Origin of the sequence: Hahella sp. HN01 (assembly GCF_018986435.1) — a bacterium.
Taxonomy (GTDB): domain Bacteria; phylum Pseudomonadota; class Gammaproteobacteria; order Pseudomonadales; family Oleiphilaceae; genus Hahella.
This window is the reverse complement of sequence record NZ_JAHMIN010000008.1, coordinates 182,119-197,179: the sequence shown is the minus strand read 5'-3', so window position 1 is coordinate 197,179 and position 15,061 is coordinate 182,119. Positions and strand designations below refer to the sequence as shown.

The 15,061-nt window shown below is 54.5% G+C and carries 10 protein-coding genes and 1 pseudogene; 6 read left to right on the top strand and 5 right to left on the bottom strand.

The genetic code is table 11. The annotated features are described in order from the left end of the window. Positions 1-353: 353 nt before the first annotated feature. The 3 genes and pseudogenes from KP814_RS10325 to KP814_RS10315 form a co-directional block, all read right to left on the bottom strand. Positions 354-4,553, bottom strand: a pseudogene (locus KP814_RS10325) (MG2 domain-containing protein); the annotation flags it as partial. A gap of 414 nt (positions 4,554-4,967) precedes the next feature. Beyond that, on the bottom strand, positions 4,968-5,381 hold the full coding sequence (locus tag KP814_RS10320; protein ID WP_216736702.1) for a hypothetical protein: 414 nt from the start codon (positions 5,379-5,381) through the stop codon (positions 4,968-4,970). 10 nt (positions 5,382-5,391) lie between these two features. Further along, the gene (locus KP814_RS10315) at positions 5,392-6,276 is read right to left on the bottom strand and encodes a CPBP family intramembrane glutamic endopeptidase (RefSeq protein WP_216736701.1); all 885 of its coding nucleotides are present in this window, start codon (positions 6,274-6,276) and stop codon (positions 5,392-5,394) included. Between the two features lie 121 nt (positions 6,277-6,397). On the opposite strand from KP814_RS10315, the gene KP814_RS10310 reads away from it, so the two are divergent. Then, complete coding sequence (locus KP814_RS10310) at positions 6,398-7,513, top strand: cyclic nucleotide-binding domain-containing protein (protein WP_216736700.1); 1,116 nt, start codon at positions 6,398-6,400, stop codon at positions 7,511-7,513. Positions 7,514-7,584: 71 nt separating this feature from the next. Then, positions 7,585-9,900, top strand: a complete 2,316-nt coding sequence (locus KP814_RS10305; protein WP_216736699.1) for a type II CAAX prenyl endopeptidase Rce1 family protein — start codon at positions 7,585-7,587, stop codon at positions 9,898-9,900. Between the two features lie 49 nt (positions 9,901-9,949). On the opposite strand, the gene KP814_RS10300 is transcribed toward KP814_RS10305, so the two are convergent. Beyond that, positions 9,950-10,132 carry a LysR family transcriptional regulator gene (locus tag KP814_RS10300; RefSeq protein ID WP_216736698.1) on the bottom strand — a complete coding sequence of 61 codons (183 nt, stop codon included), beginning with the start codon at positions 10,130-10,132 and terminating at the stop codon, positions 9,950-9,952. Positions 10,133-10,271: 139 nt separating this feature from the next. Between KP814_RS10300 and KP814_RS10295 the strand changes: the two genes are divergently transcribed. From KP814_RS10295 to mddA, 3 genes are all read left to right on the top strand, one after another. Continuing rightward, complete coding sequence (locus tag KP814_RS10295; protein ID WP_216736697.1) at positions 10,272-10,787, top strand: hypothetical protein; 516 nt, start codon at positions 10,272-10,274, stop codon at positions 10,785-10,787. A gap of 33 nt (positions 10,788-10,820) precedes the next feature. Next, complete coding sequence (locus KP814_RS10290) at positions 10,821-11,348, top strand: HD domain-containing protein (RefSeq protein WP_216736696.1); 528 nt, start codon at positions 10,821-10,823, stop codon at positions 11,346-11,348. Positions 11,349-11,468: 120 nt separating this feature from the next. After that, the gene (gene mddA, locus KP814_RS10285; protein WP_216736695.1) at positions 11,469-12,233 is read left to right on the top strand and encodes a methanethiol S-methyltransferase; all 765 of its coding nucleotides are present in this window, start codon (positions 11,469-11,471) and stop codon (positions 12,231-12,233) included. Between the two features lie 23 nt (positions 12,234-12,256). On the opposite strand, the gene pepQ is transcribed toward mddA, so the two are convergent. After that, entirely contained in the window at positions 12,257-13,573 is a 1,317-nt protein-coding gene (pepQ, locus tag KP814_RS10280; RefSeq protein ID WP_216736694.1) for a Xaa-Pro dipeptidase, read from the bottom strand. A 268-nt stretch (positions 13,574-13,841) separates the two neighbouring features. Between pepQ and KP814_RS10275 the strand changes: the two genes are divergently transcribed. Further along, complete coding sequence (locus KP814_RS10275; protein WP_216736693.1) at positions 13,842-15,002, top strand: RNA ligase (ATP); 1,161 nt, start codon at positions 13,842-13,844, stop codon at positions 15,000-15,002. The last annotated feature ends 59 nt before the right edge of the window (positions 15,003-15,061 follow it).

Genomic DNA, 15,061 nt, shown 5'->3' with positions numbered 1-15,061 from the left:
CCGTCCAGATTGCCGATGACGGAAGGCGACAAGACGGCGCCGATATAGCCCACGTCTTCAAATATGCCTTCCGGAACCTGGACGTTTTCACTGACGCTGGCCGCCGTGGTGGTCCCATAGGTCGCCGCCGTTTCCAGTGACCGCCGCTTGTTCACGATGGTTTTGTGCTCCAGCGCGTCTGTATCCAGCTGATCGCCACCTTTAGCGGTGAAAATCAGCTCACCACCGCCTTTGGTGTCGATCGGCAGCCAGATATTTTCCCGTTTATACGGGCCGATTTTCAGCTCGCGGGTGAATGCGTGTTCAGCGCCTTCCGCCAGAGGACCTTTGACGCGAACATCCATCTTGATGGTGCGTTCTTTGTCGGTCCGGTTCATCACGTTGAAGCCGGCTTTGAAGCGGTCGCCTTCGATGACCTGATTAGGCATGACCGGGCGGATCTCCGTCGGACGATTCACTTTGAAGGTGACGTCGCCCAGTCCCATACGATCCTCCTTCGTCACCGCAAAGGCGAAGATGCGCCAGCCGGTGAGGTTATCGGGCACTTTGAACTCGATTTCCGCTTCGCCGTTGTCATCGGGCTCGATGGCCGGATTCCAGTAACTCACGAACTTGAATTCGTTACGTAGTTGCGCGGAAGCCGCGCCACCGCCGCCAGGGTTGGCGCCTTTTTTCTCGAACTTTTGACGGCCCACCAGTCGGCTGATCAGGTTGTAGTTGTACACATCAGGCTGATCAAGACGGTTAAATCCGGCGTAGGGATCGTAATAGTTGTCGCCGCTGCGGTTGAGCGCCAGAACGGATTCGTCGATAACCGCCACCGCAATTTCGTAGCCCTCGACGGGATCGGTTTTCTTGCGGTTGATGCGGATTTTCGCCTTCACCTGCTCGCGAGGCTTATATACCTCTTTGTCGGTAGCGACGCTGATATCCAGCTCTTTCAACGGGTCTACTACTTTGGCGGCGACGTAGCCCATGCGATAGCTGGGTTTGCCCAGATCCACATGGCCCGGGCCCAGCGGTTTCTCCACCCGTGGCGACACCACGACGACGGACAGGTAGAAACCAGGCAGATAGTCCGCTTTCACCGGCACTTCGATGACCGGCGTGCTGGAATCCAGAGTTTGCACCCAGCTATCGAGAATGCCGTAACGCTCTATTGATATGAGCGCTTTGGCGCCGGGGAAGGGGTTTTTGATCAGGTAACGGGCGGTATCGCCGATTTTGAACTTGGTCTGCTCGGGAACGATCTGCAAGGTAGCGTCGTTGCTCTGATCCCACACGACGGAGCCGCTGCCGGTCACCCAGCCGTATAAAGTAGTGCTGTGTTCCCGGTTTTCAGTGTCATTGACGGTGGCGACGAACTGATAATAACCCGGCTTCTGCGGCTTGAATTCGCAGGTGGCGGCGGTTGTATCGCTCTTCAGCTCGCATTGGGTTTCTTCCACCCACTCCATGATGTTCTGCGTCAGATAGGCGTTACCGGGACCTTTCACCCGTGACGCCTTGTACTCGCGGTGATTAATGGCGATGCGCACAGGCGCGCCGGCGACTGGTGCGCCGCTTTGATCCACCACTAAGGTCTCCAGACGCGCAGGCTCGTCTTTTTTATACAACCACTGAGTATTGCGCAGACCGACATAGCGGGTTCTGCCGGCGTAATCCGCGGTGGTGGAGGACGCCACAAACTTGCCGCGCTCATCCTTCACCGCCGCTTCCACCATCAGGCGGCCGTAGAATACGCCGCTGTCCGGCAGGGTAAAGGATTCCACGTACTGACCGGCGTCGTCCAATTGACGACGAATATCGAGCAAGTTGCTCTCGCCGCCGGCGTTATTGTCGCCGCCAAATGTAAAGCCTTTGGCGACCGGATTGCTGCTGGAAAACTCTTTTGGGGTCAGCTTGGCGGTCAGGCGTACTTCCGCTTCCGTATAGGGGCCGCCAGAGTGCAGCGTGGCCAGAGAGGTGACTTGCACCGAATCGTTGGCGCGGAACAGATTCCCGTTCAGTTCGGTCTTCACTTTGAATGGCGAAGGCGTAAAGTCGCTGACCAATACGGTCACTGGCGTCCAGGACGTTTCCTGCACTTCACTGCCGGAAGGCGCGTTCAGGGTGAGCTGGAACTGGTGCCAGCCGACCGCGCCCTGTTCCGGCAAGGTGAACTCACCGTCGAAGGCGCCAAACTTGTTCAGGCCGATGTTGTTGCGTTCATAGACGACCTTGTTCTGCGGGTCGAATACTTTCAGAGAGTAGTTTGACTCGTAGGGCTCTACCCAGTGCTTGTTGCTTTGCTCGCGCACATAGATTTTGAACTGCACTTTGTCGCCCAGTTTGTAAACGCCCTGGGCCGTGGTTCCCCAGGCGTGGGCGTGACCGCCCTTGCGCTGCAGGCTGGGATACAGATCCCGATCCCAAACGGAAAAGTTGCTGTTCAGAGGCACGATGGCGATATCGCCGGCTTGCTCCACTTTCACGAAGAAGCCTTCCCGGTCTGCGCTTCTGCCGCCGTAGATGCTCTCCAGTTGCGGGTCAATCTCCTCCAAACCAGGCATTGACGCCATACCGTTGGCGTCGGTTTTGGCGGTGATGTTCAGGTTGCGCAGGCCGGGCAGGTTTTCGTACGAGCCGAACCACAGAGAGACGTTGGCGTTAGCCACGGGCTCGCCGCTGCTGAACGAGGTCACCCAGGCCATGGAGTTGAAGTGACCGAGTTTGAAGTGCACCTGATAAGGCGTGACTTCCGCAAAGATCTTGGGATCGTAGTACCAGTCCGGTGGCGTCGGGCTGGGTGTGAGCGAGCCGAACAGCACGCCGCTGGCGTCGCCCAGAAGATCCCTGACGCCCATGGGAGTGGCGTAGGAAATGTCTTCCGCCGGGGCGACGGGAATTACTTTTCTCTGATTGCGCCCGGATTGGTTAGCGCCCAGGGAGTTGTAGGCGATATCGATTTTGTTCAGGTTGGTGACGTACAAAGGCACGTCGCTTTCCACGCCTTTTTCCAATACCGCCACGTCATGGGCCACTTCCAGTCTGGGCTCCCGGTGACCGGTGAAAAAGTTGAAGCTGACTTTGTTGTTCAGTTTGCGGCCGAACTCGTCGGTCAGGTCGTTGATATTCAAATTAATGGCGTACTTTTGATCCGCCTTTAGTAGTTCCGGCAACCAGACCTGGTAAAAACGTCCGTTACGATGGGGAGAGGTCAGGTGAGTCCAGTCCTGGGTATTTTCCCAAGGATCATAATCTTTACGGCCCCCGTTCAGAGGCGGCTCGAAAGTCACTTGGTCCCGCACCATGGAATTGGTCACTGGCGAGGTGAACAGCAGCGCCACTGAGCGCAGTGGGGCGCACTGGATAAACTCCTCATAGCCTTCGCGCATGGTGAGCAATAGATCCAGTTCTATGTCCATTGCTTCGTTCGCGCCAGTGGGGGTGCAGCGAATGCCGACGAAACGGAAGTCTGGATAGGTGTCGAACCGTTCCAGTATCCGGTTTTCCGCACCCGGCTCAGAACCTTCGCTGGAAATCAGGCCAGGCTTGATCTGCAAAGTGATGTTCTGATCCAGCGGCAATTCTTTTTTCGGCTCGATGACCCAGACGGAGCGGGCTTCGTCGCCATCTAACTGAGTCAGTTGGTCGTTGACCTTGGGCTGCTCTTCGTCGTTGGCGATCGCCATCCACCAGGGTTGTTGGCGGGGAAGGTTGTCTGGATAGGCGATGACGTTAACTGGCGGCAGGCCGGTGCTTTCTGCGCTCATGGTTAAGGTTTTTTCCACGGACGACTTGGTGACCGGCTGGTTGAACGTTATCTGAATCATCGGCGCGCCAGGCGACAGCCAGTTGACGAACCGCTCGTAGGTGACTTTGGGACGAGCGGTGGTGAAGCTGTGCTCCACAGGCTGTTTCAGCTGCGCGCCGGTAACGGTTTTGATGCCGGGGCGCATGGTGATTTCGTAATAGGTCGCCTGCTGCATTTTGTCTTCATTGCGCAGTTGGCAGGCCAGCGCGCTGGTATTGAGCCAACGCCATTCGCACTTGAGCGCAGGGGTGATGGTGACAGGAATATCTTTGCTGTCCCGTTCCATGCGACCGATGGGAACCACGGGACGGTCGAACTGAAACACCACTTGCTGGGCGGCGGGGACATCCGCGCCGCTGGGAGTAATGCGCATGATGCGAAGTTCGCCGTCAGCAGGCTGGCTGGAGGAGTCAAAGGCCAGCATCGCTGACAATTCCGCATTGCGCTGACGATAGCGGCCAAGCAGGCAGGACTCGCCGGCGTCGCCGTTCAGGTCGCAATCCCGGTTGCGGTTTCTTAACCACTCCCTTTGTTCGGACTTCAGTTTGTCTTTGGCGCTTCCGTCCAGGCTTTTCATGACATTGCCATACAGCTTGGCGAGTTTGGCGTCTTGGGCGGCCAGGGCCTCCGAGTCGCAGATGATGTGCTCCACCTGCTGCGACGCTTTGGCGCAGTCGAAGCTGGGGCGCCCGGCCCAGGTGAGGCCGCTGGCGCTAATAGCGAGTAGAAATAGGAAACCGGATCTTGCGCTTGTCATGTCCTTGTAAAACCCCCGGAAGACGCGTGAGCGACAATGTTAGGTGTGTGCCGAGCCTCCCAGCCCTTCAGTCGTATGAGGCGTAGACGATGTGAAAGCGTACTACGGATGAAGCGCGGGAATATTTGCTGCAGGCGTTAAATGACCCTATGAACTATTAACCAGGCGGACAAACAGCTTCCTTACTATTTGTCCGCAACGACAGGTCCTGCCTATGTCCGGGCCTGTCTCCCGCGGCTAGCCGCCGCGCAGGCGCATCCGTGCGCCCGATTATTAACGGGCCAATATCATTGCCATGTTAATAATGAGTATAACCTGCATTTCAAAATGAAAGGGGGCGCATTATGGCAGAAAAATGGCGAATTATGGCGCGGAAATTTGTTGTTTTTTTGCTTCAAATCCAAATGCTTATCTCTAATCCAGGGTCGCCGGATCATACCAGCCGCAGTGCTCGAAACCCGCGTCGCAGCAGGCTTCTGCGCAGGCCAGTATGCGTCCGTCCGCAAAATAGAATATGCCGCTGTAGTCGAAGCTGAAGGGAGTGGAAACGCCATCGAGTTTGATGGCGCCCGTTATGGAGCAGCCGGAGATAGAGTACTCGTCGTGTATTTGGCGATGAGTGACGAACTCGCCGGTTTGCAGTATGTGCTGTAAATCCTCGGGATTAACGGGGCCGCACCGCAAGCCATTGAGGTCGGTGATCTTCGGCTGTAGGCGCAGGTCGGAAAAAGTCGGATTCTTTTGGGGGCGGGTAAGCGCAGGGTCGGCGGCGCAGGCTGCGAGCCCCAGCAACATGGGCGATAACACAGAAAGCAGGCGTGGAGACATGAGGTCGCTCCTAAAAGTCCGCAGGGTATACGAACAGGCTGATATGAATGATATTCACCAGGAAGTGCAGCAGCACCGACAGCCAGAAATTTTGCGTTTTGTAGTAAACCCAGGCGTAGCAGTAGCCCGCCAGGGTAATCAGCGCCATACGAAGCGCTGCGCCCGGGCCCGTATGGAAATGGGCCAGCCCAAACAGCGTTCCCGCCACCCACACGCCCCACAGTCCCACTTTGTTCAAATTGGCAAAGCAGGAAACAAAACTGCGTTGCACTAACAGCCTGAAAAAAGTCTCTTCGGCGATGCAGGTCACCAAAAGATTAAAGAATGCGAAGACCAGGATATAACTTCCGGTCTTGGGGTCCAGATCGACCCCCAGTAGCGCGCCAGTCCCGAAAATAACTCCCAGGGAAGCAGCGAGCAGAGGCCAATGGCGACGCAGGTCAGCGCCGGTTTGTCGTAGTGTGGGGAGATAGGGAAGAAAAAGGGCGACCAGCAGCAGTCCCGCCAGGGCTTTATCCAGTTTGGCGCTCAGCGCGAACGGCAAAGTGGCGGCGCCGAGATGAAGAGTGGGTATCACCGTCTGATGCGTGAATCCTGGCGTCAGATGCAGCGCTAACGCCAAGGACAGCACTGCCGTCGCCAACCAGGCCAGCGCCTTTCTCCAGCGGGACAGCTTCAGCATAGCCAGCCCGGCGGCCCATAACGTCGCCAAGGGCAGTAATGCGATCCAGGTTGCGAGACCGAAATAAAACGCGACCCCCAGTGACGCAGCGGCGGGAAGCGTCCAGGCATAAGCGGGAAGCCGGCTGGAGCGCGTCGCCATCAAACTGGCCAGTGACAGGGCATAGAGGCTGAAGACCCAGATGACTGCTGGCGTCAGGGTGAACGAAACCATGTCAGAGTTGATCTCCATAGTAGAGCGGGGCGCGAGAAACGCAGGTTAACGGTTGCCTGAGTTTGATGCTATTTTTAATTCTGTAGACAACACTGATTCACCTATAAGTTGAGTAGTCCCCATGTCGCTACACGCCAGTATGAACATCACCGATCAGTTGATGTCCAGGTACTCCCCATTAAGTCAGTTATCCAAGAAATACCTGAACCAAGTGATCAAGCGCAGCAAAGTCATGACCTTTGGCGGTGGAGAGGTCGTTTTCGATAAATCCGCCAAGCGTACCGATACTTACTATCTGCTCAAGGGCGCGTTGAAAATAAAGAAGAATATTATTTCCTCCACCACCATCGACAGCGCTGATCCGGATTGTCTGTTTCCCTTGAATGGCAAGATGCCTGAGGGCGTGACGGTGACCGCGCAGGAGCCGGGCCACATGCTGGCGGTGGACGGCGTATTCCTGGATCGCGCCTTGGCATGGACGGAAGCGGAAGCCAAGCAGGATCAAGAGGAAAAGGCCGCGAAGGCGGAGAAAGTCCAGCAGCAGCCGCTGCAAGTGGAACAAGAGGAAGACGTGGCGGAAGTCGTTGAAGAGGCCGGAGCGGATTTTGACGAAGCCTACTTTGACTGGATGGCCAGCCTGCTGGAATTCCCTCTGTTCTTTAATCTGCCTCCCGCCAATGTGGAGAAAGTGTTCGCCCGCTTCGAAAGGATAGAAGTCAATAAAGGTCAGGTCATTATCAAAGAGGGGGACGAGGGCGATTATTTCTACCTGCTGATCGAAGGCGGCGCGCGGGTGCTGATCGGTGGCGATGAAAGCAAACCCATACGCGTCAGCAAAGGCTCGTATTTCGGAGAGGAAGCCCTGGTGTCTGATACCGTGCGTTCCGCCACAATCATCATGAGTGAGGATGGCGTACTGGCGCGCCTGGATAAGAAGTCTTTCCAAAGCCTGCTGCATGACCCGCTGGTGAATTATGTGTCTCTGGCTGAATTTCGCAAACGGGCGGCGGAAGATTCCAAGTCCACTCTGCTGGATATCCGCTCCACCGCGGAGTTTGAGCATTCCCCTTTGCCCAAGTGCCTGCATGTGCCTCTGGCGGACCTTCGCGACAAAATAGCCGGCCTGGACAAGTCCGCCACCTATTATCTGTCGCAGGAAGGCGGACGTCGCAACGACGTCGCCGCGCATATTCTCTATCAAAACGGAATCCAGGCTTTCGTCATCAGGGACGAGTAACACAAACAAGCTGGTTTCCCTCACTGCGCTGGGGTAGATTGCCGGTTCCTTGAACCAACGCAGTCTATCCCATGAAAGTTGTTCTCTCCCTGCTGCTGGGCGTGTTCTTCTACGCCGGCTCCGCCTTTGGCGCGACTCCCGACTTTGCAGATTTTGAAAAGGAAGTAACGCGTCTTTATCAGAAAGAGGTGGCGCCTTTATCCAGTCTTGATACTTCTACGTTTAAGCGCGCAGAGGACTTGATTGCGCTTTGCCAGTTCATAGAAAACGCGACCTACCTTGAAGACCTCTACATTGAGCCCGCGGAGGAAGATTACTCCAAGTGCCTGGATGAACTATCGTCCCGATACTCTTCGGAGCCCGTCACTCAGTTGTATCTATTGGAAAGCGAGTATGGCGAATCTCTATTGGATAAGGCTGTGGAGCTAAACAGAATTGCGCTTGAAGATTGGGATGCTACGGATATCGCCAAGCTGTATGAGCAACTAGCGTACTCCCTTCGTTATGACAAGGAATATAAGGCTCAATCAGTTGTTTATGCTGTGTCCGCCTTTCAAAAAAAGCCCAGTGTGCGGCTGGCGGAGGTGATCGTTGATTATTATGCAAAGAACAATGAAGTAGAGCATGCAAAGCTTTTTGCGGAAAAAATCATACCGATGAGCTTTTCTGAAGAAGAAAGAACATTGGCGATTAAAATTTTCGTTAAAGCCGGCTTGCTCGAAGAAGCCGCGAAAATATTCTCTATTCTTGATGAAGAAAAGCGAGGAAATCTACACACCTTATCGCACGCCAGATTGTTGGCGCACCTCAAGGAAAGTGCCGCGTTACGTGAGTTGATGCAAGAGAAGCTCGATAGCGCCTACCACAGTAAGAGTCCCGAACTTAGCGCTATTTGGCTCGATTATGAGGTTGAATCCGGCGATGAAGAGAATGCTGTCAAAGCCTATCGCGCCTTTGCGGTCGGTCATTACTCGAGAGACCCCTTTTTGCTGTATTGGTTCGACCTGGCGACAAAGTATCCTGGGGCGGCCGCACAACTATTCGTCGAAAACCCTCAAGTACTTTTATATAGCCTTTGTCGTTATTTGGCTCTGGCTCTAGCGCCGTTGTGCATATTTTTACCAGTGCACTACATAGGGCTATGGCGGATGCGCAGGAACAAGTTCCTAAACTCACCGAATGAGCCAATATTTAGTGGGTGGGGCTTGGCTCAGGCGTGGCTTTTACTGGGACTGGTATTAGTGGTTTCCAGCGTTTTATATGAGTACTTCTATCCCGGAGCGACCAGCCAAAAGAATGTGATGCAGGCGCCCAGCGGCAATGGTCCAAATTATATGGTGATCTTCGTTCTGGTTATGTTTGTCAGCGTCATTTGTGTGACGGGGAGAACTTTACGCAGAGGAATATTCCATAGCTATCGCCACGTTTTACTTGGAATTGTGACGCCCTTAGCGTTAGCGGTAGGGCTGTTGTTTATGACGCCAATACTGTGTCTTCCTGATCTGAAATTAATCGTGATCGCAGATGTCGACGACTATATCAAGTCCACTTATGAGGCCTATGGATTAGCCGTCAGCCTGCTGCTGTTCGGCGTCATGGTTCCAATATATGAAGAAATTCTATGTCGGGGAGTGATCCTCAACGCTACCCAGCGTTATGTCGGCTTTTGGTTCGCCAACATAATCCAGGCCGCGATTTTTATGTCGATGCATAGTAACCAAAGCCTCTACCCGTATTACTTTGTTTTAGGGTTTATCGCTGCGATCTTGTATCGCTATATTGGAGGTCTCTATGCGCCAATCCTGATGCATATGGCTGTTAATTTTATTGCAGTGACAACATTGGTTTTCGGTGTAGTTGCTGATAACGGCGTCAAATCTCAGGCGCTGCTGGAATGTGAACAAGGCGTGCAGAATGCGCAGCATGAAAAGGCGTTTTTAAGCTGTTTACCTGCCGCGCTGCAAGGTGACGCCGAAGCGCAAGGTTACGTTGCGGACTTATATCTCACGAAAAAATTTGTTGTTAGAAATCTTCAAGAGTCCTATTCGTGGTATGAACGCGCTCTGGAAGGAGGGGATGAGCGTATTCGAAATAATTTTGCGTGGCTGCTGGCGACGTCGAGTAATTCATCCATCCGCGATGGAAAGCGGGCGATCGCCATAGCGGAAGGTATTCCAAGTGAAATGCGAAATAGTTCGGTGCTTGATACGTTAGCCGCAGCCTATGCCAGTGATGGACGCTATGAATCGGCGGTATCTTTGCAGAAATCGGCTATAGAAAAGCTTAAGGAAGACAATTCCGATGCGAAAGATGTCCTCGAAAATATGGAAAAGCAGTTACAGCTTTATCGTGAAGGAAAACCAATCGTTCACGAGGTAACGCTCTAGCCCCCACGCCGCTCCCGCCAGTCCCCCTTGTGCTTTAACAGGCAGCTTTTTAAATCTTGCGCGCCGGTGGTTTTCCACCGGACTTGCGATAGAGCGGCGTCTGCAACTGCTCGGACAACTTCTTTATTTTCACGTGCAATGCGGGCTGAGAGATGTGTAGGCGTTCGGCTGCGTGAGTGAAGTTCATGCACTCACTAAACACTAAAAAAGACTCAATCCAGTCGCTTTTCATAGTTCCATTTTATTCAGGGCGCTGCTCGTTAATGTGGCTGGCGTTAGGGTTTGGAATAAATGGCCAACTATAACTTATTTATATAGTCGCTACATAAACAATAGTTCTTGTCTAGAGTCTGCGCCGATATGATTTCCACATGAATACGAGAATAGAACATATACACAAATTAGGGGTCGATATCGGCCGAGTAATTATCTCTCCAGTGAAAGATGGGAAGTCCGACACGGCGTTTTTATCGGGAGGCATTGAACAGGCGCTGCAGACGCCGCCGGCGGAAGGGGCGATTGAAAGACTGACTCGCCTGGTCGAGGTGTTTGAAGGGCGGGTTTGGCTGGTGTCCAAAGCGGGTAAGAACACTCAGCACAAAACGCGGCTGTGGCTGGCGCATCATCGGTTCTTTGAGCGGACCGGCATGTCAGCTCATCACTTGCGGTTTTGCTTTAAAAGGCACGAAAAAGCAGGGCATTGCGTTGAGTTGGGTCTGACCCATTTTGTCGATGATCGGCTGGATGTCTTGCGACATCTGCAAGGGCTGGCGCCGCACCTGTACTTGTTCGGCGAGCAGCTTAAATCACAATCGGCGCCCGATTGGGTTGAGCCTACGTTGAACTGGGACGAAACATTTACCGCGATCTGTCGGTCACTGGATTGAAATAGCAAGAGCAAGAATAAGAGGAGTCATCACATGTTTACCGCATTGAATACTCCCGCGTTTCAGCGGGACTACGCACAGCTGGCAAAGGTAACGCTTAACCCGGAAAGGCATACGGCGGAGAATGCATTGACCCACTGTGAAATGGTGGCGTCCCGGGCGCTGCAACTGGCGGATCTGAATGGGTGTCCGGAGCAAGAGAAGCGAACTCTGGAGGCGCTGGCTAAAGTACATGACATCGGCAAGATCAACGGCTCCGCCAATCCGGAGGAGTCGCTTAAAAATTTATCGTTATACGGCGAGTTTGAGGAAAGCTTTGTTAATCTGGTGAAGTACCACGACATTAATTTGCCTTGGTATATTTCCAAAACCAAAGGACAGCCGCCCAGCGACAAAGCCTGGCGCAAGATGGCGTCAAAAGTGGACGTACAATTATTGTGTCTGTTCATGATCGCCGACCGCGTCGATTGCCCCGGCGGCTGGACGGCTAACAAGGCGTTGACGTGGTTTTTAGAGGAGGCCGCGGAGCGGGGATATTATGCGCCAGTGCTGACGCAGTAAGGCGGCGTCCGCCGCCAGTAATTCTCGCCCTGGTTCAGTCGCCGCTCCATTGTCACAATGCTCAACGCGTTGTTGTCTAATAACAAACACAATTTTGGAGCGCCAGGGAGTTGGCCTGATATGAAACATTCCCGCATCACCGTCTTTGCTGAGCTGGCCTACGCCGCTGTTTGCTATCTGGCCGCCGTGGGGGCGATGTTTTATTTCATCGCCTTCATTAATGGGCTGCCGGTTCCGAAGGCCATCAACGATGGGCCTGCATTAGATATGACGACGGCGCTTTGCCTCGACTTGGGCTTGATTGCATTGTTTGGGGTTCAACACAGTCTGATGGCGCGCCAGTCTTTCAAACGCTGGCTGACGCGGCGTATTTCTCCCACGATTGAGCGTGCGACCTACTGTCTGGCCACGACATTGGTTTTTGCGGTGATCTTCTATTTCTGGGCGCCGCTGTCCACGGTGGTCTGGTCGATAGACGGAGAGTCGGCCAGAGTCTTTTTTCTGACTCTGGCCTTCGCTGGATGGGGCGTGATGTTCCTCGCCACCTTCATGCTCGATCACTTTGAACTGTTTGGTCTGCGCCAGCCTTGGCGTAAATTTCGGGGACAATCGGCGCCGGCGTCTGAATTTCGCGTCACCCAGTTCTATCGCGTCGTGCGTCACCCCATTCAAAGCGGCATTCTGGTGGGCATGTGGTCCACCTCGATCGCCACGGTGGGGCACTGTGTTTTCGCCGGCGGCATGACGCTCTATATCCTGATCGGGCTGTATTTTGAAGAACGGGATCTGGTCCGCGAGTTTGGGCGGACCTATCTGGATTACAGGCGGCGCGTCGGTATGTTGTTCCCCTTGCCGAAGCGGGAGAAAACCGACGCGCGCCGATAGAGGGCGTGTTCGCCAGCGGACTGTTAAGCCTGAAGTTCGGCGAACGCCTCGCGGGTCAGGTTGCGGCTGCGTCCTTCCTGCACCACCACATTGTCTTCGATGCGAATGCCGCCGTAAGGTTTTAAGGTGGCGATCAGGTCTAAATCACAACCATGTCCGGCGATATTGTTCACCATGTTATCGAGCAACATGGGAATGAAGTACAGCCCCGGCTCAATGGTGATCACCATGTCTTTTTCCAACGTTCGGGTCAGACGCAGGAAGGGCGCTGATTCGTCCGGTTTACGCAGGGTTCCGTTTTTATCCTGTTGATGGCCGCCTACGTCATGCACCTGCAGACCCAGTAAGTGACCCAGACCATGCGGGAAAAATACCTGCGGGATGCGCTTGTCCAGCTGCGCTTCCACGCCATGTGAGCAAATACCGGTGTCATGCAGAATACTGGCGACGCCCGCCAGGGTGGCCTGATGCAATTCGCTGAAGGCTCTGCCATGCACGGCTTGAGCTGCGATGGACAATTGCAGTGTGTTGACCCGCTCGATCAGCTCTGCAAACAGGCCCTGGCCCGCCGTATAAGTGCGGGTGATGTCGCTGGCGTATCCTCCAAAAGCGGCTCCGGCGTCAATCAACAGCGTGCGCACGGCCTCCGGTTGCAGTGGGTTTTTCTTTTCATAATGCAGTACTGCCGCATTTTCATTCAGCGCCACAATGCCGGGATAGGGCTCCTGGTTGGATAGCTGGCCGCTGGCGGCGAGAAAGTCCCGGTAAACGTCGCATTCGCTTTTACCCGCCAGGAATGCAGCCTGGGCGGCTTTATGCCCTGCGGCGCCAGCCTGGTTGGCGCGCCACAAACAATCAATTTCGAACTCGGTTTTATAGGCGCGTTGATAATTCAGTCTATGCAGCAGCGCTTCCGGGTTGACGCTCAGATTCGGGTTAAGCCCCGGCGCCTCGTTATATTCCGGGCCGATCCAGGCGGTTTTCCCGCTGATCTGCGGCAGCCATTCCTGCAGGGAACTCACAGGCTCTATGCGCCACTGATCGCTCCAACCGCCCTCTGGAACAGCGTGCACCACGTGCCAGAAATCCTGTTTCGCCGGCCATAACAGGCGCGGCGTTTCGCCATGCTGAAGGTGGATAAACACATCCGGCATCAGATCGAAAGGCGCCCACTGTTGCGCCATGGCGTAGGGATGAAAGGGGTGAGAGTGGTCGTCGCCAAAATAATAGGTCAAGCGGCCTGACGCCAGGATGACGCCGTCGAAATCCGTCTCAAGCAGAGCCTGATCAAAGCGCTTACGCAGGATAGATAAATGGTTTTGATATGCCGAATCACTCATTGAAAAAGCCTCTGCCTGATCCCGAAAAGGAACAAGTCTACTCTTGTTGGCGCCGTGCGTGAAAGTGGGGCGTTCAACTCGCAAAGATGCGCTTTTGCTTTTGGTTTACGGAAGCCTGTCACAGTAATAGTTAGAAGATTTTTTGCGCAACGCATACAATGCGGGGCGCAATCACAGATTGCCATGCAAAAGCACACCCTCTTTTCGATTTTTAGTATCCCGCCGTTTGTGCTGTTCGCCGGGAATGAAGCAGGCACGCTTAATTTTTATGTCTAAATTTTCTGTACCTATAAAACGTATACGCCAAATTGAGCCGCACCCGAATGCGGACGCCATTGAGTTCGCCGTAATCGACGGCTATCGCTCCATCGTCAAGAAAGGCGAGTTCCAAGCCGGGGACCTGATCGCTTACATCCCAGAGGCTTCGCTGTTGCCGCAGTGGCTATTGAAAAAACTGAATTTCTGGAACGCCGAGAAGGGCGTTGGACGTCTGAACGGCAAAGACGGCAATCGTATTACTGCGATCAAACTGCGCGGTGAGCTGAGCCAAGGTGTTTGCTATCCCGTGCGTATGGACGGCGACACCGCCGTGATTGAACACAGCGACGGGGATTCTGAGTTGATGCGCTTGAGCCCGGTGGAAGAGGGCCAGTGCGTTGCAGAGCTGTTGGGCGTGCAAAAATATGAGCCGCCGATTCCTACTTCCATGGCGGGTGACATTTTCAACGCCGGACAGCGCTTAACGGTCCATTTTGATGTGGAAAACTGGAAGTCCTATCCAGATATTCTGCAGGACGGTGAAGAAGTGGTTTTCACCGAAAAACTGCACGGCACATTCACTGGCGTCGCCATTCTGCCGGAAAAAGACGCTCGCCAAGAGGCGTTCGGCGTTAAGCGCAACGTGTTGATCTTTTCCAAAGGTCTGGGCGCCAAAGGCCTGGTGCTCGCCAATACCGATGGCAACAGCGCCAATGTCTACGTACGCGCCACTACCGGCATGGTGGCGGTGATCGACGCCTTGCTGGCGAGCGGTGAATTGCAGGTGGAAGATGAGCCCTTGTTCATCCTGGGTGAGACATTTGGTCCGGGCGTTCAGGATCTGGCGTATGGCAAGGAACTCGGCTTCCGCCTGTTCGCCCTCGCCAGCGGCTACCGCGGCGCTCAACGCTACCACGACTTCGACGAATTGCAGGCGATGGCGGAGCAACTCGGCGTACAAACCGCCCCTGTTCTCTATCGCGGCCCGTTCTCACAGGAAGTCATGCAAGCATTCACCGATGGCGCCACCGAACTCGACGCCGATCACATCCGCGAAGGCATCGTCATCACTCCGACCAAAGAAAGACGCGACCCGGAACTCGGCCGCGTGTGTCTGAAATCCGTGAGCGCGGCGTATTTGTGCCGGAAGGGTGGGACGGAGTTTAGTTGATGTATTGAATATGGTGCGAATTGAGCGCCGTACAGGCGGTGAGGCAGATCGGGAGACTG